This is a genomic window from Calidithermus timidus DSM 17022 (assembly GCF_000373205.1).
GTDB classification, from domain to species: domain Bacteria; phylum Deinococcota; class Deinococci; order Deinococcales; family Thermaceae; genus Calidithermus; species Calidithermus timidus.
The window spans coordinates 345,554-366,045 of sequence record NZ_KB890696.1 but is presented as its reverse complement, the minus strand read 5'-3'; the positions used below and the strand labels follow the sequence as shown (position 1 = coordinate 366,045).

17 protein-coding genes are annotated in these 20,492 nt (G+C 65.0%); 3 read left to right on the top strand and 14 right to left on the bottom strand.

All coding sequences use genetic code 11. The features are described 5' to 3' along the window. Positions 1 to 27: 27 nt before the first annotated feature. The gene (locus tag B047_RS0108345; RefSeq protein WP_026234730.1) at positions 28 to 738 is read left to right on the top strand and encodes a succinate dehydrogenase iron-sulfur subunit; all 711 of its coding nucleotides are present in this window, start codon (positions 28 to 30) and stop codon (positions 736 to 738) included. Between the two features lie 69 nt (positions 739 to 807). On the opposite strand, the gene B047_RS0108340 is transcribed toward B047_RS0108345, so the two are convergent. From B047_RS0108340 to B047_RS0108275, 14 genes are all read right to left on the bottom strand, one after another. Further along, positions 808 to 1,647, bottom strand: a complete 840-nt coding sequence (locus B047_RS0108340; protein ID WP_018466507.1) for a response regulator — start codon at positions 1,645 to 1,647, stop codon at positions 808 to 810. Positions 1,648 to 1,659: 12 nt separating this feature from the next. After that, positions 1,660 to 2,400, bottom strand: a complete 741-nt coding sequence (locus B047_RS0108335) for a DUF4388 domain-containing protein (RefSeq protein WP_018466506.1) — start codon at positions 2,398 to 2,400, stop codon at positions 1,660 to 1,662. Then, positions 2,397 to 5,150: a hybrid sensor histidine kinase/response regulator gene (locus B047_RS0108330; RefSeq protein ID WP_018466505.1), complete on the bottom strand. Its 2,754-nt coding sequence runs from the start codon at positions 5,148 to 5,150 to the stop codon at positions 2,397 to 2,399. Before B047_RS0108330 ends, B047_RS0108335 begins: the two co-directional genes overlap by 4 nt. Positions 5,151 to 5,158: 8 nt before the next feature. Further along, positions 5,159 to 7,000, bottom strand: coding sequence for a methyl-accepting chemotaxis protein (locus tag B047_RS16540; RefSeq protein ID WP_018466504.1), 1,842 nt, complete (start codon positions 6,998 to 7,000; stop codon positions 5,159 to 5,161). 8 nt (positions 7,001 to 7,008) lie between these two features. After that, entirely contained in the window at positions 7,009 to 8,982 is a 1,974-nt protein-coding gene (locus B047_RS0108320) for a methyl-accepting chemotaxis protein (RefSeq protein ID WP_018466503.1), read from the bottom strand. Between the two features lie 96 nt (positions 8,983 to 9,078). Next, positions 9,079 to 9,531 (bottom strand): chemotaxis protein CheW, encoded by a 453-nt coding sequence (locus B047_RS17225; RefSeq protein WP_018466502.1) that lies wholly within the window; start codon positions 9,529 to 9,531, stop codon positions 9,079 to 9,081. Further along, a complete protein-coding gene (locus B047_RS0108310) occupies positions 9,528 to 9,902 on the bottom strand; it encodes a response regulator (protein ID WP_018466501.1) in 375 nt (124 codons plus the stop codon). The genes B047_RS17225 and B047_RS0108310 overlap by 4 nt, the downstream gene beginning before the upstream one ends. A 476-nt stretch (positions 9,903 to 10,378) precedes the next feature. After that, entirely contained in the window at positions 10,379 to 12,025 is a 1,647-nt protein-coding gene (locus B047_RS0108305) for a dynamin family protein (protein WP_018466500.1), read from the bottom strand. Between the two features lie 95 nt (positions 12,026 to 12,120). Further along, complete coding sequence (locus B047_RS0108300) at positions 12,121 to 14,046, bottom strand: AMP-binding protein (protein ID WP_018466499.1); 1,926 nt, start codon at positions 14,044 to 14,046, stop codon at positions 12,121 to 12,123. A 73-nt stretch (positions 14,047 to 14,119) separates the two neighbouring features. After that, entirely contained in the window at positions 14,120 to 14,992 is an 873-nt protein-coding gene (locus B047_RS0108295; RefSeq protein ID WP_018466498.1) for a serine/threonine-protein kinase, read from the bottom strand. A 71-nt stretch (positions 14,993 to 15,063) separates the two neighbouring features. Beyond that, on the bottom strand, positions 15,064 to 15,735 hold the full coding sequence (locus B047_RS0108290) for a metal-dependent hydrolase (RefSeq protein ID WP_018466497.1): 672 nt from the start codon (positions 15,733 to 15,735) through the stop codon (positions 15,064 to 15,066). Between the two features lie 99 nt (positions 15,736 to 15,834). Then, positions 15,835 to 16,263, bottom strand: coding sequence for a DUF3809 family protein (locus tag B047_RS0108285; RefSeq protein WP_018466496.1), 429 nt, complete (start codon positions 16,261 to 16,263; stop codon positions 15,835 to 15,837). Positions 16,264 to 16,309: 46 nt separating this feature from the next. Then, on the bottom strand, positions 16,310 to 16,525 hold the full coding sequence (locus tag B047_RS0108280; protein ID WP_018466495.1) for a DUF3248 domain-containing protein: 216 nt from the start codon (positions 16,523 to 16,525) through the stop codon (positions 16,310 to 16,312). 265 nt (positions 16,526 to 16,790) lie between these two features. Next, positions 16,791 to 17,945, bottom strand: a complete 1,155-nt coding sequence (locus tag B047_RS0108275; RefSeq protein WP_018466494.1) for a 23S rRNA (cytosine(1962)-C(5))-methyltransferase — start codon at positions 17,943 to 17,945, stop codon at positions 16,791 to 16,793. Between the two features lie 240 nt (positions 17,946 to 18,185). Between B047_RS0108275 and B047_RS0108270 the strand changes: the two genes are divergently transcribed. Further along, a complete protein-coding gene (locus tag B047_RS0108270; protein WP_026234727.1) occupies positions 18,186 to 18,500 on the top strand; it encodes a V-type ATPase subunit subunit G family protein in 315 nt (104 codons plus the stop codon). A gap of 8 nt (positions 18,501 to 18,508) precedes the next feature. Next, positions 18,509 to 20,485 carry a V-type ATP synthase subunit I gene (locus tag B047_RS0108265; protein WP_018466492.1) on the top strand — a complete coding sequence of 659 codons (1,977 nt, stop codon included), beginning with the start codon at positions 18,509 to 18,511 and terminating at the stop codon, positions 20,483 to 20,485. The last annotated feature ends 7 nt before the right edge of the window (positions 20,486 to 20,492 follow it).

The window sequence follows — 20,492 nt, the reverse complement described above, 5'->3', positions numbered from 1 at the left end:
TGACGTAGGACCTACGACGGAGACCAAATGCAAGTAATCCTCAAAGTCATGCGCTACGATCCCAACAAGGCGGCCAAACCGGGTTGGGTGAGCTACCAGGTCGAGGCTGAGCCCATGGACCGGGTGCTCGACCTGCTACACAAAGTCAAGTACCAGCAGGATGGCACCCTGGCTTTTCGGCGCAGTTGCGGTCACGGCATCTGTGGCTCAGATGCGATGATGATCAATGGTCAGAACCGGCTCGCCTGCAAGGCGCTGGTCAAGGATCTGACCAAGAAGGCCGGGGACACCATCACCGTCGAGCCCATTCGCGGTCTGCCGGTGGAGAAGGACCTGGTGGTGGACATGGAGCCCTTCTTCGAGGCCTACCGGGCGGTCAAACCCTACCTCATCAACGACGAGCCGCCCCCCGACCGCGAGCGCCTGCAGAGCCCCGAGGACCGCGCCCGCTTCGACGCGAGCACCAAGTGCATCCTCTGCGCAGCCTGCACCACCAGCTGTCCGGTGTTCTGGGTCAACGGCAGCTACATCGGCCCCGCCGCCATCGTACAGGCCCACCGCTTCATCTTCGACAGCCGTGACCGGGGCGCGCGCGAGCGCTTCCAGGCCCTCGCAGCCAGCACCGGGGTCTGGCGCTGCCGCACGGCTTACAACTGTACCGAGGCCTGCCCGCGCGAAATCCCCGTCACCCAAGCTATTGAAGAGGTCAAACGGGCCATCCTTTACGACAAGTTTTGACTCCAACCACCAGAAAGGGCGAGCCACCGGCTCGCCCTGCCTTTGGCTTTGCTATGGACTATCGGCATCCTATGCCAGATGCTTGACGATCTGCGGCAACTGCCGTTGCACGAGGTAGCGCAGCACGCCTAGCTGGCCACTGCCCCGCACCACCAGCACCAGACTATGATCGGTGTTGATACGGCTGAAGACCAGCTGGTGGCCGCGGTACTCCAGGGTCAGGCCGTCCAGGGTGGAGTAGCCGCTGCGGTCCCCCAGCACCCCGGCGATGGAGAACAGGGTGCGACAGTAGACGGTGAAGACCTCGGGGTCGGGGGGCATCTGGCCGACCTGGCCCAGCATGGCCCCGCCGGGGCCGATGATCATGGCGCTTTCGACCTCGGGCTTGTCGAGGAAAGGGGAGAGGAGGGGCTCGAGGCCCGGCTTGAGCACGGGCTCGAGGGTGGGAACGCTCGGAGCGGCGGCCACCGGTGGAGTTGGGGTTGGCTCGGGGGTAGGGGTCGGTGCGGGCATGGGAGCGGGAGCCGCGACCGCGACGGCGGGAGCCTTACTCAGCGCCTGCTCGATCTTGGGGTAGAGGGTGTCGGGGGTGAAGGGCTTGGAGATGACCCCATTGGCTCCCACGCTCTGGGCCTGCGCGAGGGTTTTGTCGTCCATGATGCCCGAGATCAGGATCACCGGGACATCACGGAAGCGCTGGTTGAGCCGCAGGAGCTGGCACAGCTCGAAACCGCTCATCCCCGGCATCACCACGTCGGCGATGACCAGATCGGGGGACTCGTCGGTGGCCATTTTGAGCCCTTCTTCTGCGTCTTGGGCAGTCACCACCTGCAACCCCCGTGCGCTCAACAGACGCTCCAGCACCTTGCGTACGCTGGTGCTGTCGTCAACGACGAGAACTTTTGGCATACTCCTCCTTATTCAGTTCAGGCTCGAGCCCGCTTGGCGATGATCGATCTCGACCGCCAGAGACAGCAGGAGCTGATCGGTGCTCTTGTGGATGGTGACCGGCTTCGTGAATAGTTCGCTGGCGTCTTTAGGTTCGAAGCCGAAGCTGCCATTGCGGTTGGACTCGGCCTGTATCATCAGGTGCAGCACCGCGTCCTCGCCGCTCTTGTCGCCGAATTGGGCGTGGATGAGCTGCCCCTTGAGGAAGTACAGTGTGGCTTGCTGGGCCTCGAGGTGTACCACGAGCCGCCCGGTCTTGGACGAGCGGGCCAGCCACTGGGCCAAGTCGAAGAGGCTGATGTCGCCCAGGACGCCCTGGATGGCCTCGCGGATAGGGGGGGCGCTGGAGACTTCGTAGGTTTGGCGGGTGACCTCGAGCACCTTCTGGTAGGCCTGCCGCACCACCTCCCCGGCGATCACCGCTGGGGGCATCACGCTGTCGATGCGGGAGATGTTGGCCGGGGGCTTGGGGGCTAGCAGAATGAAGGCCACGAAGCGCAGAGCATCGTCGCTGCGCACCAACTCGTAGAACTCAGCCCCGCTCATGTCCGAAAGCTGGGCCAGGCTCACCACCACATCCGGGCGATTGCGTTCCAGCAGGGTCAGGGCATACAGCGCGCTGGTCTCGGTCTGGACTTCGAAACCCGACTGGACGAATGCCTGCTGCAGGGCTTGGGTGGACTCGAGGTTGGCGGCAACGATCAAGGCTTTCACGTGCGAACTCCTTCACGCAGGAACTGCAACAACTGGGCCTCGTCGGCGGGCTTGGTGAGGTAGGCGTTGACCCCTAGCTGCATCGCTAGATCACGGTGCTTGGTGCTGGCGCGAGTGGTGAGGATCGCCACCGGCAGGTGCGCGAGGTGGGGTCGGCGGCGCACCTCCTCCAGAAGCTCGAAACCACTCATGCGGGGCATCTCCAGGTCGGTGATCAGGGCGGCGAAGGTGCCTTCTTGTAGGATTTCCAGTGCTTCCTGGCCATCGACGGCGGTGACGACATTGTAGCCCAGTCGGCGCAGGTTTTGTCCCACCACTTTGCGCACCGAGAGCGAGTCGTCGGCCAGCAGGATGGTCTGCTTCGCAGGGGCGGCGATGTTGAGCGAGGAGACCGCGTGGTGGTCGTAAGGGCTGGCCTGCAGACGCAACAGACCGTTGGGGTCGAGCACCAGGATGACCTCGCCCGTACCGGCCACGAGCGCGCCGGAGAAATGACCCAAGAGCGAGAGTGGCTCCTCAAAAGGCTTGACGATGGATTGCTGCAGTCCTACCAGTCGGTCGACGCCCAGCGCCAGCTGGCGCCCGGCGACCTCAAGGTAGATCACCGCCATCTCGCTCAGTTCGCTCTCGGGCAAGCGCAGCAGGCGGGAAAGCTTTTGGATGGGGTAGCGCTCACCCTCGTGCTCCAGCGTCTGGGCGCCGCCCTCGACCAGGCGCAGCGCGCGCACGGTGTCGCTGGGCAGGCCCAGGGTGTGCCCGCTCGCCTCCAGGATCAACACATCCGAGACGATCAGGCTCTGCGGCACGCGCAGGCGGAAGGTGGTGCCCAGGCCCTCTTGGGTCTCGATGGTGATGTCGCCCTTGAGGCGGCGCACGCTGTTCCATACCGCGTCCATACCTACGCCGCGCCCGGCCTTCTGGGTGATGGTATCGGCAGTGGAGAGGCCGGGGAGAAAGATCAGCTCGATCAGCTCGCGACGGCTGAGATTTTGCAGGTCGGCCTCGTTGCGCAGGCCTTTCTCAACGGCCTTGCGCTTGACTGCCTCCACGTCGATGCCGTTGCCATCGTCCTGGACCTCGATAAAGGCGTCGCCACCGCGCTGGTAGGTGCGGATGCGCAACAGGCCCTCGGTGGGTTTGCCCCGCTGCAGGCGCACCTCCGGACTTTCGATGCCGTGCACGATGGCGTTGTTGACGATGTGCACCAGCGGCTCGATCAAGCCGTCGAGCACCAGGCTGTCGAGCTCGACCTGCTCGCCGGAGAGCTCCAGGCGGATGGGCCGGTCGCCGGCGATCTGCCGCACCTGGCGGCGCAGGCGCTGGTAGAGGCGCCCGATGGGCACCAGCCGGATGCGGCCTACCTCCGAGCGCAGCGAGCGGGTGACCTTGCCGAAGGCGTCCTGCTCGTCGCGCAGGGCCAGCAGGGTGGCGCCGAGCTGCGAGCGCACCTCGTTGAGGTCGGCCACCATCTCCGAGACCGAGCGCGCGAGGATGTTGAGGTCGGTGTAGCGGTCGAACTCGAGCTCGGAGAACATCTCCTGCACCGACTTGCCGATGCCGCTCGAGCCCGCCTCCCCCGCTTCTTCCGCGGTGGGGGCCTTGGACTCGGAGAGGGTGGGGTTGAGGTAGCGGCTCTCGAAGTCGCTGGCGGCTTGCATCAGGCGCAGGCGGCTGTTCTCCAGTGCATCGTCGATCTCTTTGAGCCTGGCGAGTAGGCTCTCGAAGCGCGAGCGGGTCCCGATGACCTCGCCGGTGAGGTCAAGGAGGTGGTCGAGGCGCTCGAGTGCCACGCGCACCGTGCTACGGGTCTCGGCGCTCGGAGTGACGGGAGCGGCTTGGGCTTCGGCGGGTTGGGCAGGGGGCGCCGCGGCCGCGGCAACGAGGCCGGTGGATTCGCCCAGCAGCTCCTCGAGCCGGATGATGTGCGCCTCGAGGTCGGTGGGACGGCCCTCGGCGGTGGTGAGCATGAGCTGGATGGTGCCTACCCCTTCGGCCACGATCGAGGCCAACTCGCCGCTCCAGGGGCGCTGGCCGTCGCGCACGAGCACCAGCAGGTCCTCGAGCTTGTGCGCAAGCTTGCCGATGGGAGCACAGCCCACCGAGTAGGCTGCGCCCTTGATAGTGTGCAACGCACGGAAGAGCGCGGTCACGTCACCCTCCGCCCCCGCGCCGGCCAGGTGCTCCAGTGCGGTTTGGGCGGTGTCGAGGTGCTCGAGCACCTCGGGGGCGAAGAACTCCCAGATGTCGGGGTTCTCGCGGAAGAAACGGTGCAACTCCTCGCGTAAGCTCGCGCTTTCGGGTGCGTCGACCTCGCCCAGCTCGGCGTCGGGGTCACTCGGGGTATGCGCTACCCAGGCCTCAGGGTTGGCAAAGGCCAACTCGCGCAGCAGGCTCGAGGCTCCCAAGCGGCTGAGGTTGAGCCCCACACCGCCTTCATGCCCCTTCTGGGCAATGCTGTCGAGCGCATCGCAGATGCAGGCCGAGGCCAGCCCAACGAAGCGGATGAGTTGCTCTTGCTGTGGGGGGGTCAGCCGGGGCGCGCCCTCGAGCAGGCGTTCGAGCAGCCCGGCCAGGCGGGCGAGCTGAGGGAAGTTGTACAGCCCCGCCGAGCCCTTGAGCCGGTGGGTCACGATGACCAGGGGCTCAAATTCCTGGCGGGCAACGTAGTCGGGGATCTGCTCCAGCGCCAGCACGGCCTCCCAGGCTTCGGCGAGGAAGCTTTGGAGGAGTTCGGGAATGGGGCTTGGCATGTCTTCCTTTAGGCCAGGCGGAAGCGGCTGAGGCTGCTTTGAAGCTGCTCGGCCAGCTTGCGCAGCTCCTCGGCGGCCTGACGGCCTTGCCGGCTTTCGTTCTGGGTGGATTGAGCGGTTTGGGCGATGCTCTGCATGGCCTGATCCACCAGCTCAATGGACTTCACCTGAGACTGGGCGTAGCTCGAGATCAGCGCCGCCAGCCGCGAGGACTGCTCGGCCAGTCGCGCGATTTCCTTGAGCTGCCCCTGGGCCTGCTCCGCACTGCGGTACTGCACCTCCACGGTCTGGGCTCCCTCGAGCACCGCGCTCACGGTGCGGCCAATCTCCTGCTGTACGTCGGTGACGATGTCGCTCACTTGGCGGGTGGCTTTGGCGGAGTCCTCGGCCAGCTTGCGGATCTCCTCGGCCACCACCGCGAAACGCCGCCCCAGCTCGCCCGCACCCGCGGCCTCGAAGGTGGCGTTGAGCGCGAGCAGGTTGGTCTGGGAGGCGAAGTCGGCAAGGGCATCGGCCACTTCCGAGATCTGGGCCGAGCGGCTGGAGAGCCCCCGGATGCTCTCGGCGATGCCCTGCATCTGCTCGCGAATCTGCCGCATTCCCGCCAGGGTTGCCTCCACCGCCTGCTCGCCCGCGCGCGCCGCCTGCAGGGTCTGCTGGGAGGCCTCTGCCGAGGAGGAGGCAGTCTGGGCCAGGCTTTGCACGGTCTGGGCTACCTGGTGGGTTTGTCCGCGGACCTTGAGCGCCTCCTCGGCTTGGGAGGCTGCGGCCTCGAGCACGTGGGCGGAGGTGCTGGCCATGCTGCGCGCGCCCTGGTTGACCTGCAAAGCAGTCTGCTGGACGTCTTGCAGCAACCGTGCGATCTCCTCGGTTGCCAGGTTCACTGCGTCGACCACGCTACCCAGCACGTCCTGGGTCACCACCCCACGCTTGGTGAGGTCGCCCTGGGCGATGTCCATGGCCACCTTGAGGAACTCGGCGATGTTGGACTGCAACTGCTCGCGCTCCCGGCGCTCACGGTCGCGCTCCTCGGCGGTGCGCACCAGGCCCCTCAGCCGCACGATGGACTCGTCGAGGGTCCGGCCCAGCATCCCCAGCTCGTCGTTGGTTTTGACGTCGGCGGTTTCGGAGAGGTCTCCCTGGCCGATGCGGGTGGCTATGCTCACCAGGCGGTTGATGGGACGGAACAGCCGGTTCAGCAGTACGGTAGCCAGCAGCAGCACCACCAGGGCGACCACCGCGAATCCCAAGGCCAAAGCCAGCGCGATCTGGTTTGCTTTTTGCACGATGACGCTGCGGTCGATGCCCACGAACACCCGACCCAGGTTGCCCACGATGGGAGCCTGGTGCTCGAGGATGTCGCGGTAGCTCTTACCCACGGCGTCGGTGTAGTTGACGCGGCGCAGGCTCGCCGAGGAGTTGCGGGCGCTGTCGATGACGGCCTGTGGGATGTAGGTGCTGCGGATGCTGCCACCTTTGAGGGCGACGTGATTGATGACCGAACCGAAGACTTGGCCGCTGTTGTCGAGCACGAAAATGTAGGTGACGTTGGGGATGGGTGCGAAGTCCTCAAGGCGTTGCTGCACGGCGCTGCGGTTGCCTGCCAGGATGTCGTCGTCGACGCTGGAGGCGATCGAGCGGGCGATGGCCTCGCCCTTGGCGCTGAACTCGGCCTCCAGGCTCTGCCGCAGGGTGACCGCCGTGGCGATGGAGGCCGCGGCCAGCAGCAACAGCAGGGGGAGCGCCAGCAGCAACAGGATGCGCTGGCGGATGCCAAAGCGAATCCTGGGGGAAGCGCTCGAGGCTGCCGGGCGCGGGTTGGGCTTGGGTTTGTGTTTGGCCGCTTGCATAAACCCCCTCAACTAGGCAGGCGGAAGCGGGAGAGGTTGGCGCTGAGCTGCTCGGCCAGCTTGCGCAGCTCCTCGGCGGCCTGACGGCCTTGCTGGCTGTTCTCCTCGGTGGCTTCGGCGGTCCCGGCGATCGAGCGTACCGCCTGGCTGACGCGCTCGACGTTTTGCACTTGCTGCTGGGCCACGCCGGAGATGGCTTGAACCAGCTTCGACGACTGCTCGGCCAGGTGGGCGATCTCCTTGAGCTGCTCGCTGGCCTCGGTGGCGATGCGATAGCCCTGCTCTACTTCCTTAGTGCCTCCTTCTACTGAGATCACCACGTTTTGGATCTCGCTCTGGATGCCCTTGATCAGCATGCCTACGCGCTGGGCGGCCTGTGCGGAGGACTCGGCCAGCTTGCGCACCTCGTCGGCCACCACCGAGAAGCGCAGGCCCGCCTCACCCGCACCTGCGGCCTCGATGGCGGCGTTGAGCGCGAGCAGGTTGGTCTGTTTAGCGATGTTGGAGATGGTCAGCGCGATTTCCGAGATCTCCAGTGAGCGGTCGGAAAGGCCCTTGATGCTCTTGGCGATGCTTTGCACCTCGCGGCGGATGCTCTGCATGCCCGTCAAGGTCGCCATCAGCGCTTCCTGACCCTTCTGCGAGGCCTCGAGCGTCTTGGCGGCGGCCTGAGCCGAGATGTTCAGCGTATCGGACATCTGGCGGATGGACTGGGTCACCTCCAGGGCCTGTCCCTGGGCTTTCTGGGCCTCGTCGGCCTGAACCTTGGCCCCCTCGAGCACCGAGGCCGCCACCTGGTTGAGCCGTTCGGCCTCGGTGTTGACGCGCTCGGCTGCCTTGGCTACGTCCTTGAGCAGGTAAGCGATCTCCTCGACGGTGAGGTTCACGGCGTCCACCACGTTCCCCAGCACGTCCTCGGTCACCACGCCGCGCTTGGTGAGGTCACCCTGGGCGATGTCCATGGTGACGTTGAGGAACTCGGCGATGTTTTGTTGGAGGATCTGACTCTGGCGCATGGCCTCGGCGTCGGCCTCGGCCTTGGCCCGGAGCTGGGCCACGGCCTCGTTGAAGACCGACCCCAAGGTGCCGATCTCGTCTCTACCGCTCACCTTCAACACGATGTCTAGCTTGCCCTCGCGCAGGTCCATGGCGCCACGCTCGAGCGCGGCCAGGCGGCGCGTGGTGGCCCGGGTGATCCAGAGAACCATCAGCAGCGTCAACAGCGTCGCCACCACCAGGGTGACTAGCATCGTGCGGAGGGCTTCGCCGCTCCTGGCCAGCGCGGCGTTATTGATCTCGAGGGCCAGGGCGTCGTTGACGTTGATCAGCTCGTGCAGGTGTCCGCGCAAGATAGTGTACTGGTAGATAGCCTCCTCAGCCAGCTTCAGGTCGGGCTTTCCGGCTTCTACGCTTCGGTAGAAGACGTTAAATTGGCTACGTGCGTTAAGATAGCGCTCGTTGACGGCGGTGATCGCGTTCAGCTCGCTTTCCTGTAGCGACTCCTTGCCCCGTGCGTGCAGCAGCCGGGTGATGTAATCGTAGTTGCTGCCGGTGACCCACTCCTGGTTGTAGCGGTCGATGATCTCGTCGGCGCTGGAAACGGCCCTCGCTGCTAGCTCCATGACCGCTCGCTGCTCGCCGATGTCGGCCTGGGGCCTGCGCGCGAGTTCAAGGTAGCGCAGCAGGTCGGCGTAGTAGATCTCGGCCTTGTGGACGCTGGACAGGCGCACCAGCATGCCGCTGTAGAGGTTGTCGAGGTCGGCGCGCATGGCCTGGAGACCCCTCAGACCGGTCACCACGATTGCCGAGGCACCTAGTGCCATCACCAGCACGATCAGCGCGATCTTCCAGACCAGGCGCAGGTTGTTCAGGAAGCCGCCAGACGGGCCAGCCTGCTTGGCGGAGGCTGCGCGGGGGAATAAGCGGGGCAGGATTCTACGCCTGGCGGGTTTAGTGGGTTTGGCAGGTTTGGCGGGCTGCATACGACGCTCCTGTTTTAGAAGGGGGTGTGGCCCGTTGATGGGTCGGGCCATGCTTGTGCGAGAGGTAGACGCGGTTCACCGAACGCTCCTTTGCGCTCACTCAAAAGAACGGCTCCAGTCTGTTGCTGATGATAGCAGACCCCGGATGTCGGCCATCAGGGCCTCGGGGTTGAGCACACGGGCGCTACGGCCTTGAAAGCTCACCTCGCCCAGGTACATGCCCGCGCCCCCGGAGCGCAGACTCTGAAGCGGTGAAAGTCCCATGAACTCGTCCACCGCGAGTCCCAGCACTTGCTTGCCGTAGCGCATGACCACCGCGCTCTTCCCGCTTGCGCTCGGTTGGCGGCTCAGGCCCAGCACTCCCTTGAGGTCGAAGAGGGGCAGGATGCGCCCGCGCAGGTTAACCATGCCCAGCAGAGCGGGGGGAGCCAAGGGGATGGGAGTCGGCCGCCCTACCTCGAGCACCTCCTGCAAGTGGGACACCTCGAGGGCATACAGGTCGCCTGCCAGGCGAAAGAACCCGGCCTGACGAACCTGGGTCTTGCTCACGACCTTTCACTCCCGCCCAGCAAATCCCTCACCGCCTGCTTTAGGGAGTCGGGGGTGTAGGGCTTGGTGAGATATCCGCTAGCGCCCTGACGCTTGCCCCACTCGATGTCGGTGGGCTCGCCCTTGGAGCTGATGACCAGCACCGGCAGGTTTTTGGTTTTCTCATTGCGTCGCAAGCTACGCAAGACCTCGTAGCCATTGCGGCCTGGCATCACCACGTCCAGCAACACCAGGTCGGGCTTCTCGGCCTCGATGCGGCTCTCTATGTTTTCAGCACCCTGCACTAACACTACTTTATGGTCGGTGGCCAGGATGCTTTCGATGAGCTTGAGGTCGGAGAGGGAGTCGTCGACTGCGATGAGTTTGGCCATGACTGAAGTTCCTCCTGAAAACTGCACGTCCGGACGGTGCGATGTATTGAGGGCATAACGCATAATCGCCCGACGTGATCACTCCAGATGTTAGGAGCGCACATATAGCTGTCCTGTGACAGATGCACAGGACAAACCGAAAATACAACAAGCCGCCTCGAGCCTAAAAGCAGCGACTTCGGCTTCGACGCAGCAGCGACCTAATAAACCCCACCCTGCGAGCCTATATTTGTGTGTTAAATCTCTATAAATATGATCATGATATAAATATGTATCGACTATAAACTTAGAAGCCTGTTCCCATCTACTGTGTATGGCCCTCCGTCGCACAAAGGCGGATTCGTCATATCCACAGAGCCCCCAGCCCTCGATCCTCGGCGGCTCTATCACGTTGCCGCATTTACGCTGTACGCGGTGCGGCGTAAATTGCCGCCTACAGCAAGAGGCAGCTGTAGGCGGTATTCGTGGGAAGCGCTCTAACGGGTCACTTCTTCTCGCAACGCCAGCGCCTTTTGGCTGAGGGCATTGAGATTGTCGATCTGGCCTTGCAGGTTGTCGCGGCTGGCCTCCAGCCGCAGGCAGGGTTGGCGGTAGAGGGCGGTGAACTGCTCTTGAGCCTTGCGCAACTCGGCCTCGAGGGCTTCACCCAGGGCTTTTTGCAGGTCGGCTTTAAGTGCGGCCAGGCGCTCGCGCAGCTTGGCCTTGGCGGCTTCCTTGCGACGGGGCAGGATGGATAATCCCAGCAATGCTACGACCAGTCCGGCGAAGATGCCCATGAGGTCGAGCAGCAGTTTCTGGAAGATCAGCACCAGCAGCCCACTCAGTCCCACCGCCCCCACCTCCACCAGCGCGGTGTGCTGCAGGGCTGCTTGGATGTGGTTTTTCAGCGCCAAAGCTTCGCGCTCGGGTTCGAAGGAGTTCAGGGCGGCTTCGAGGTTGCCCGCGATGGCTTGTTGCTCCCCTGAAGCCTGCGTTGCGCTGAGGCCCGGGGCCTCGCGCAGGAGGTGCAGGGCGTCCTCGAGCAGTTCCCGCTCGCGCTTAGCCAGCCAACCCAGCCCCTGCGTCACCCCGCGTTCGATGTCGAGGTTGGCGTTCCTAACCACCTCGTCGAGAAAGCTCTGCTTGAGCTTGGAGCTGCGGATGAGGTCGAAGAAGCGGCCCAGGCGCACGGTCTCGTCCAGCCAGGCCTCGCCGCGCTCACGCACCCCCTCCACCACCTGGGTCACCAACGCCACCTGGCCGGCGAAGTCCCGGCGGGTGCGCTCGGCGTGGCGTGCGGCCAGCCGCTCGAGGTCCTCGCAGGTGGCGAGCTGCTTCTGGATGCCCTGGAGCTGATTTTCCAGCTCGGGTGCGGCTAGCTCCAACAACCGGATCAGTACCCCCAGGGGGGAACCCAGCTTGAGTGCCGCCGCTTCGTGCCTCAGTACCCGCTGGATGTGGGCCTCGAGTTCTCCCACGCCGCTGGTCTCGCGCTCGCCCTGCCTGGCCTGTCGCGCCGAAACCCCGAATACCCTGACACTGTGGCCTAGGGTCCGCTCGCTGCCTTTGCGCACGAACTCCAGCACCTGCTCGCGTTCGGGCGGGGTCAGCATGTCCATCTTGTTGACCACCAGCACGATCTTCTTGCCCCAGGTCCGGATGAGCTGCAAGAACTCGGCCTCGCTGTGGGTGTAGGGGCGGTCGGCGCTGGTGACGAAGAGGATCAGGTCGGCTCGGGGGAGGAATCGCTCGGTGAGCACCTGGTGATGCCGCAGGATGGCGTTGGTGCCGGGGGTGTCTACCAGCCGTAAGTCCTCGAGGAGGGGGTTGGGCAGGTAGAGGTGGGCGAGCTCGGGGCTCTGGGGCTCGTAGCGGGTTTCGGGGGCGTAGCCGATGAGCTGCACCCGGTCGGTGGTGGGCGTCACCCCCTCCTCGAGCAGGCTGCTTCGCAGCAGTGCGTTCAGGAGGCTGCTCTTGCCACTGTTGAACTCGCCCGCCACCACCAGCAAAAAAGGGCCGTTGAGATCGAGGAGGGCTTGGCGCAGGGGGGTGAGGTCGGTGGAGGTTCGGGCCAGGGCCTCCAGGCCCTGGGCCACCAGATCGCGCACTTTGTGGGCAAGTTGCTGGGTCTGCGCATCGAGCATAGGCTCAGGGCTCCGAGGGTCCAGTATAGGCCACGCCTGGGCTAAGCGTCATACGCGAAACGCGAGCGACTATCGGCCATCGGGGTAATTTTCCCTTATGCCAGCGCCCGGATGGCCTCCACCGCCTGGGGGTTCTCCAGCGCGGAGAGGTCGCCGGGGTTCTGGCCTAAAAAGGCCGCGCGGATCACCCGGCGCATGACCTTAGCGTTGCGGGTTTTGGGCAGGTCATCCACGAACAGCAGCTTTTCGGGCTTGAGGGCCTTGCCCAGACGCAGCACGATCTGCTCGGTGATGGCCTTGGCCAGCTCCTGGCTGGGGGTGTGGCCTGGCTTGAGCACCACGAAGACCACCACGCCCTCCCCCTTGACCTCGTGGGGCACTCCGATGGCGGCGGCTTCCTTGACCGCCGGGTGTTCCACCGCCGCGCTCTCGTACTCCGCTGGCCCCACCCGCTTGCCCGCGACTTTGAGGGTGTCGTCGCTGCGGCCCTGGATGCTCCAGTGGCCCTCCTCGTCCACCACGGCCCAGTCTCCGTGAACCCACACACCCTCGAAGCGGCTCCAGTAGGTGTCTAAGTAGCGCTCGGGCGCCCTCCAGAAGCCCTTGGTCTGGCCCGGCCAGGGGGCCAGCACCGCCAACTCGCCCACCTCCCCGACCACCGGCTTCCCCTCCGCGTTGAGCACGGCGGCGTGGATGCCCGGCACCGCCGTGTTGAAGCCCATGGGCTTGATGGGCTTAAAGGGCACGCAGCCCAGGATACCCCCCCCGACCTCGGTGCCGCCGGAGTAGTTGATGATGGGTACCCGGCCTCGTCCGACGGCGTGGAAGAACCACAGGTAGGGCTCGAGGTTCCAGGGTTCGCCGGTCGAACCCAGCATGCGCACAGAGGAGAGGTCGTGGCGGCGGATGGCTTCCTCGCCGAAGGGCACCAGCGCGCGCACCAGGGTGGGGGAGATGCCCAGGTGGGTGATGCGGTGGCGTTCGACCATGCTCCACAACCGCCCGTGGTCGGGGAAATCCGGCGCGCCTTCGTAGAGGAAGACCGTGTTACCCAGGGTGAGTGCGCCCAGGATGGCCCAGGGGCCCATCATCCAGCCCATGTCGGTGAACCAGAACAGGATCTCGCCCTGCCGCAGGTCGAAGCAGTGGGCCATGTCCTGGGCGGCCTTGAGCGGGAAACCCGCGTGGTAGTGGACGGTGCCCTTGGGCTTGCCGGTGGTGCCCGATGTGTAGATGAGCATGAAGGGGTCCATGCTGTCCATCGGCTCGTAAGGAGCCTCCTTGGGCTGGGTGTCCACCACTTGCTCCCAGGCTACCTCGCCTTCTTTCAGCGGCACGTCGCCAAAACGCCGCACCACCAGGAGCCGCTCCACGCTGGGGGAGAGCGCCGCGGCCTCGCGGGCGGTCTCCAGCAGCCTGACCTTGCTGCCCCGCCGCCAGAAGCCGTCGGCGGTGACGATGAGCCGGGCCTCCGCGTCGTTCAGCCGGGTGGCGGCAGCCTCGGCGGCGTAACCCGAGAAGATGGGGATGAAGATGGCCCCGATCCGGGCGATGGCCAGCGCTGCGATGGCCGTCTCGGGGATCATGGGCAAGAAGATGCCCACCCGCTCACCCTTGCCAACCCCCAGCGACTTGAGCGCATTGGCCGCCTTTGCGACCATGGCCTCGAGCTCGCCGTAGGAGAGCCGGATTACCTCGGAGTCCTCACCCTCCCAGATCAGCGCCAGGGCGTCGGGTTGCTTCTTGGCGTGACGGCCCACGGCGTTATAGGCCAAGTTGAGCTGGCCGCCGACGAACCACTGCGGCCACTGGGGGCCCTGCGTGCTGTCCAGCACCCGTGTGTAGGGCCGGAACCACTCCAAGCCCATCTGCTCGAAGGTGGCCTCGAAAAAAGCCTCAGGCTGCTCGATGCTGTAGCGGTACAGCTCTTCGTAGCTGCCCAGGCCCAGCTTGTGCATGAGGGCCTCGAGGTGCGAGCCGCGGGTGTACTCCTCATTGGGATACCAGACAGGTTGTGCCATAGCCAAAGTTTATCGGTCCTCAGGGCTGCTGCGCCCGGTGCCGTAACTACACCGTCAGTAAGGAGGAGGTCCTTCAGGAACGGCGGCGGAACAACCCGAACAGGCCCTTGGGCTTTTCTTTGGCTTCCGGCTGCGGCTGGGGAGCTTCGTTGGGCGAGCTGAGGACCTGCAAGAACTGGGGGATGCTCAGGCGCTGCTTGGGGTCTTTGTGCAGCAGGTTGCGCAGGGCCTGGTCGAGGCGGCGGGGCAGCGAGGTGGGTGGGGGAGCTAGGTGCAAGTGGGCGTGGGTGACGTCCTCGAGGGTTTCAGCGCGGAAAGGCCGCTTGCCGGTGAGCAGCTCGTAGGCCAGCACCCCGAAGGAGTAGGCGTCGGAGGCTTCGGTGGCCTCTTCGCCAGCAAACAGTTCCGGGGCCATGTAGAAAGGGCTCCCGGCCCGCTCGAGCGGTCTGGGGTTGCTGCGGCTCTTGGCTACCCCCAGGTCGCCTAGCTTGAAGTCGGGGCCTTTGAGGTAGATGTTGGCAGGCTTGATGTCTTGGTGAATCACCCCGCGTTGGTGCAAGAACAGCACCGCCTGGGCGATCTGCTGCAGGCCGCGCACCGCATCGGGGAAGGCCAGAGGCTCTTTGTGGAGGCGGTCCTCGAGGCTGCCCTCGGGGAAGTACTCCAGGGCCAGGAAAGCCCCGTCCCCAGTGGGGCGACCCGCCAGGCCACGCACCAGGTAGGGGTGCGACAAGCTGATGGACAGCGAAACCTCCTGGGCAAAGCGCTCACTCATCTGGCGGTTTTCCCGCACTTCGCGGCGCGGAATTTTCAGGGCCACGCTCACGCCGTTGGGGGCCTTGGCCAGATAGACCTGAGCGGTCTGACCCAGGCCCAGAAGCATCTCCAGCCGGAAATCCTTGCGGGTCAGGCGCGAATAATCGATATTCTCGTCTCTCAGCGGCATGGCTACCTGGCAATCAAACGCGAGCGTTGCCAACTTGGCTTCAGCATAGGCGACCCAGCGTTACCGCATCGTTACAGCCTATGGCTCTCCCCTGGGGCCAGGGCTATTCCCTCGATTCCCATTAAGCCGGCCTTGGAGGCGAAGGCTGCGCCGTCTTGGGTGATGGGCGGGAAGGTGTTGTAGTGGATGGGCACGACCTGTTTGGGACGCAGCAGCTCGAGCGCCTTGAGAGCTTCATCGGGCCCCATGGTCCAGTTGTCGCCGATGGGCAGCAAGGCCAAGTCGAGCCCCATCTCGCCGATGAGGCGCATGTCGCTGAAGAGGGTGGTGTCGCCGGCGTGGTAGATGCGCTTACCGCCCAGTTCCAACACCACGCCCATGGGCGTGCCGCCGTAGGTGCCATCGGGAAAGCTCGAGGAATGCCAAGCTGGGGTCCACTTGAGCCAGCCTCCTTTGAACCTATACGTCCCACCGATGTTCATGGATTGAACCCTGGCCCCCCGCTGCTCCGCGTAGGCGGCGATTTCGGCGCTGGAGACCAGTAGCCCGCCCTTCTTGGATAGCGCCAGGGCGTCGCCCCAGTGATCACCGTGGGCATGGGTGACCAGGATCAGGTCGGCCTCCACGGCCTCGACCCCCACGGTAGCCTTGGGATTGCCCGTAATGAAGGGGTCAATCACGATACGGGTGGTTCCGTCGCTCAAGTAAACCGCCGAGTGGCCGATGTACCGGAGTTCTAGCATGGCCTCTCACCCCCAGTGCAACCACCCGCTGTCTTCGGGTGCCTCATCCCAAAACAGTATAAAGCTCGATCGGTGGGCTCGAGGTCGTTTGCGACAGCCTCATCGCTGGAGTTGGCTCAGGGCGCGGCTGAGGGTGCGCTCGAAGGCGGCCTCGGCCATGCGCCGCAGGGCTTTGCCCCCCCACTTGTCGCCGGGGGGTACTTCGGCGTGCAAGCGCACGGTGATCTCATAGCGAAGCTTCTCGCCCTGCACCCGCCCCTCGCCGGCGATCTCGGCCCAGTAATCGGGGATGGGGGAGGGCAAGATGGGCTCGAGCTGCGCCAGGCCAGCGCCCAGCACCAGCTCACTTTCAAAGGGAAAGCGTAGTTCTCCCAGCAGCGGCACGTCGGCGACCAGAGCCCCCCGCAGCCTTAGCCCTTCACGGCTCATGGCTTCGAAAGGGCTGCGCCCGCCGAAGACTTTTTCGGGCGAATGCAGCAGTGCCTCGTCACCGGGTAAGCTTAGCTCAAAGGTGCGCTCGATGTTCATGGGCTTTGTGAGCAGTGGGGTTTTCGTGGGAGGGTGGCGTGGCGGATCAGTCCACCCACTCCACCCGCACCTGGCCGCTCTTGACCAGGGCTTCGATTTCCTCGTCGGTGGCGTTGCGCAGCCGGGGATACAGGGCGAAGTTGCTGACGGCGCGGGCTAGGCCCACCCGCACCACGATCACGTCTTCGGTTTCGGCCTTGCCGATGCGCCACACCAGGTTGTTGCCCAGGCGTTCGAGCAGGTCTTCCATGGCGTCGTTCATCGTGCTCAGTGTGGAGGGTTTGGCGGGGGAGGTCAAGGGTGGCCGGGCGCATGAGCCAAGACGCCAGACCCTCGACAAATCACGGGCTACAAGCCCCTGAACCCAGTTCATACCGGATTCAAAAAGATAATCACCCAAAGCAAAGACCTTCAGAGGCTATCTTTTTGAATCCCAGAGCACACCCCTCCCTGACGGTCGACCGCCCCGCCTTGGCGGGGCGGCGTTCCCATATCGGGAACGAACTGACCGAATCTGATATCACCCCTCAGTCCCTCACCTCCAGCAAGGCGAACTTGAGGTAGTGCGTCTCTGGCACGCCCAGCAGCACCGGGTGGTCCCAGCCCTGACCGCGCCGCTCGAGCACGCGTAAAGAGCGGTGGGCGTCGGCGGCGGCGTCGGCCAGCATTTCGTAAAACAAAGCTTCGGTCAGGTGGTGGCTGCAAGAGGCGGTCGCCAGGATGCCGCCCTCGCGCAGCAGCTTGATCGCGCGCAGGTTGACCTCCTTGTAGGCCGCATAGGCCCGCTCGAGATCCCGCCTGCTCTTGGCGAAGGCCGGGGGGTCGAGCACGATGAGGTCGTATTTATGGCCCGATTTCTCTTCCTGGCGCAGGAACTCGAAGGCATTGGCTTCCACCGTGGCGATCTCGAGGCCGTTGTGCTGGGCATTGGCGCGGGCGCGGGTCAGCGCCTCGGCTGAGCTGTCCACCGCCGTGACCGATTTGAACCCCTGCGCCAGGTGCAGGGCGAAGGAGCCGTGATAGCTGAACACGTCGAGGGCCCGCTCCCCACTGTAGGCCCGCAGCCGCAGGCGGTTGTCCCGCTGGTCGATGAAGGCCCCGGTCTTCTGGCCGCTCAGCAAATCCGCGCGGTACTCGACGGGCCCCTCCTTGACCCACACCCACTCGGGCACCTTGCCGAAGAGGGTTCTCACCTCCAGCTCGAGTCCCTCCAGTGTGCGGCTTCGCTGGTCGTTCCTCGCCAGCACGCTCTGCACGGGGAGCTGCTCGATCAAGACTTCGACGAAGCGGGGCAGGAGGGGCTCGAGGGCCGCCGAGCCGGATTGCACGACCACGTGGCCGGCATAGTAGTCGAGCACCAGCCCCGGCAGGCTGTCGCCCTCGGCGTGGGCCAGGCGAAAGGCTCCCTGGGGTTCAGCCTCCAGACTGGCCTTGCGCTGGGCCAGGGCCCGCCGGAGGTTGTCCAGCAGGCTTTGCTCGGCGTCGTCGGTAGGGCGGTAACGAAATGCCCGCACTGCGATCTCCGAGGCCGGGTTCCAGGCTGCCCAGGCCAGCAGGCCCTTGGGCCCGTAGACCGGGTACAGCCCGGCCTGCTTTGGCCCCTCGAGCACGTCGGAGCGGTAGACCCATGGATGGTGGGCCAGCAGGCGGCTGGCCCCGCGGGGAGAAACACGAACCTTCACCGAGGCAGTTTACGCCATACGCCGCAGGCAAAGCGCCAATCGTGACCGAACGCAGATTCAGGTTGTCCACGCGTTGCCAGGCTGCGGTGTGCTGGTGTCCCCAGCACTTGGGTTTCGGCCTGAGGCACAGGCCTCAAAGCGCTGTTGTAGGGTATGCTATGCACCGTTGACGCCCCTTTTCATAAACCGCTACAATGCTGCGGGCGTTTACATGAGCCTTATTTCACGAAAGGAGGGAAAGTGGCTGGCCTAGGATTGATTAAAGACCTCGCTGAGCGCGAGCAAGCACTCGCGAAGCAGCTCGAGGAGGCCAAACAAGCGGCGCAGGCCAAAATCAAAGATGCCGAAGCCCAGGCCGCCCAGATCGTGGCCCAAGCCCAGGAGGCTGTGCGCGAGATGGAAAGCCGGATGAGGGCCCAGACCGCCGATACGGTGGCCAAAATTGAGGCGGAGGCCAGGGCGCGTGCCGAGGCCGAGGCGAAGAGCATCACCGAAGCTGCCGAGGCGCGCCTCGAGGGCGCCGTCAAGCTGGTGCTGGGGGAGGTTCTCCCTTGATCGCGCCGATGGAGAAATTGGTCGTGGCCGGGCCGCGTCGCCTGGCCCGCTCGCTGCTGGCCGAACTCCAGCACGCCGGGGTGGTTCACATCGACCCCTTGCGTCCCGCCGAGCTCGGCGAGTTCCGCCTGAGCCCGCAGGAGGAGAGCGAACTCAGACGCTGGGAGGCCATCGTCTCGGGCGCAGACCGCACCCTGGCGGTGCTGGGCGTGGATCCGGTGGTGGGTGTGCCCTTCTCCGGCACCCTCGAGGAGGCCGAAGCCCAGATCAGACCCTGGGTGGAGCGCGCAGAGGTGTTGGGCCGTGAGCGGGCAGCGCTGGAGGATGAGCTTCAGACCATCCAGCTCTTTGGCGCTGCCGCTCAGGCCCTCGCTGGCCTGACCCACGGCATCGACCAGAGCCCCCGTTTGGGGGTGGTCCCCTTCCTGGTGGGCAAGCCCGAGGAGTTGCTCGCGGTTCGGAGCGCCTTGGATTCCGCCCTGCAAGACCGTTACCTGCTCGAGTCGGCGCCCATGGACAAGCAGGTGGCCGCGGTGGTGGTGGTCATGAGATACGACCTCGAGGCCGCCCGCAGCGCCCTCTCGCGTCTGGGCCTGGCCGAGCTGCGCTTTCCCGGAGCCTTCGCCAACCTGCCCGTCACCCAGGTGGCCCGCCGCATGCGCGAGCGCGAGAAGATCGCTCCCGAAGAGCTCGCAGGTGTGCTCGAGGAGCTTGCTAAGCTGGGTCGGGAGTCCCTGCCTTCCCTACAGGCCCTGCTCACCCGGGCCCGCGACGAGGTGTTGCGTTACAAGGCTGCCTCCGATCTGGCGGCGGGCAAGTACGGCATGGCCCTGATGGGCTGGGTGCCCCAGGACGCCAAGCCCAAGGTGGAAGAGGCGCTGAGCAAACTGCGTGACCAGATCGTCTACACCTTCGAGCCCGTGGACGAGCACCACGAGGCCGACCAGGTGCCGGTGACGCTGAGGAACCCGGCTTGGGCCAAGCCCTTCGAACTGCTGCACGGCTTCCTCAATACCCCCAAGTACGGCTCTTACGACCCTACCATCAACATCGCCCTCTTCTTCCCGCTCTTCTTCGGCATGGTGGTGGGCGACATCGGCATGGCGCTGCTGTTTGGCTACCTAGCCTATTTCTTCGCCAACAGGGCCAGGCGGGGGCAGAACGTGCTGATCCCCCTGGTGGGCTTCAACATCGCGCCGGCGGTGAGCCGTGACATCTCCAAGCTGCTGACCTGGATGGCCGTCTCGGCGGGCATCTGGGGTTTCCTCTACGGGGAGTTTTTCGGCACCTTGGCCGAGCACCTGGGTATCTTCTACCCCAACGACGGCCTTCACAGCGGGCTCTTCCCGATCTTGCTCAACCGCCTCGAGGCCGCCGAGACTTCCACCTTGCTGATCGTGGTCTGCCTGCTGCTGGGCATTCTTCAGCTCTTCTACGCTTTCGGCCTGCGGGCTTACATGGGCTATAAGCACCACAGCGCCTCGCACATGTGGGAGGGCATCGGGTATCTGGCGGGCCTGATCGGAATCGTGGCCTACGCCTACACCTTCCTGACCGGAGCGGGCGCCCCGCTGACGACCTTCATCCTCGTCGCCGGGCTAGCGGTGTTCGTGGTGTCGATGTTCCAGGTGGCCCGTAGCCTGGGGGCTATCATGGGCTACTTGGTGATGCCCATCGAGCTGCTGACCAAAGGCGGGCAAATCCTCAGCTATATCCGTATCTACGCGGTAGGTTTGGCGGGAGCGGTGCTCTACAAGCTCGCCAACGACGCGGGTTTCGCCATGGCCGAGCAACTGGGCTTTGTCGGCGGCCTCATCGGCTTTGTGGTAGGGGCGATCATGTTCGCGCTGATCACCCTGATCACCATCATGGGGCACGTGCTTCAGCCAATCCGTTTGCTGTGGATCGAATTCGGCAACAACTACGGGTTCTTCGACGAGGTGGGCCGGGCTTACCGTCCCTTCAAGTCGGTTCGTGACCAATAAGTTCATC

What these genes read in the sequence shown, in the direction of transcription:
- B047_RS0108345 (WP_026234730.1), top strand. Translation starts at nt 28, where the DNA reads ATGCAAGTAATCCTCAAAGTCATGCGCTACGATCCCAACAAGGCGGCC.
- B047_RS0108340 (WP_018466507.1), bottom strand. Translation starts at nt 1,647, where the DNA reads ATGCCAAAAGTTCTCGTCGTTGACGACAGCACCAGCGTACGCAAGGTG.
- B047_RS0108330 (WP_018466505.1), bottom strand. Translation starts at nt 5,150, where the DNA reads ATGCCAAGCCCCATTCCCGAACTCCTCCAAAGCTTCCTCGCCGAAGCC.
- B047_RS16540 (WP_018466504.1), bottom strand. Translation starts at nt 7,000, where the DNA reads ATGCAAGCGGCCAAACACAAACCCAAGCCCAACCCGCGCCCGGCAGCC.
- B047_RS0108320 (WP_018466503.1), bottom strand. Translation starts at nt 8,982, where the DNA reads ATGCAGCCCGCCAAACCTGCCAAACCCACTAAACCCGCCAGGCGTAGA.
- B047_RS0108310 (WP_018466501.1), bottom strand. Translation starts at nt 9,902, where the DNA reads ATGGCCAAACTCATCGCAGTCGACGACTCCCTCTCCGACCTCAAGCTC.
- B047_RS0108305 (WP_018466500.1), bottom strand. Translation starts at nt 12,025, where the DNA reads ATGCTCGATGCGCAGACCCAGCAACTTGCCCACAAAGTGCGCGATCTG.
- B047_RS0108300 (WP_018466499.1), bottom strand. Translation starts at nt 14,046, where the DNA reads ATGGCACAACCTGTCTGGTATCCCAATGAGGAGTACACCCGCGGCTCG.
- B047_RS0108295 (WP_018466498.1), bottom strand. Translation starts at nt 14,992, where the DNA reads ATGCCGCTGAGAGACGAGAATATCGATTATTCGCGCCTGACCCGCAAG.
- B047_RS0108290 (WP_018466497.1), bottom strand. Translation starts at nt 15,735, where the DNA reads ATGCTAGAACTCCGGTACATCGGCCACTCGGCGGTTTACTTGAGCGAC.
- B047_RS0108285 (WP_018466496.1), bottom strand. Translation starts at nt 16,263, where the DNA reads ATGAACATCGAGCGCACCTTTGAGCTAAGCTTACCCGGTGACGAGGCA.
- B047_RS0108280 (WP_018466495.1), bottom strand. Translation starts at nt 16,525, where the DNA reads ATGAACGACGCCATGGAAGACCTGCTCGAACGCCTGGGCAACAACCTG.
- B047_RS0108265 (WP_018466492.1), top strand. Translation starts at nt 18,509, where the DNA reads ATGGAGAAATTGGTCGTGGCCGGGCCGCGTCGCCTGGCCCGCTCGCTG.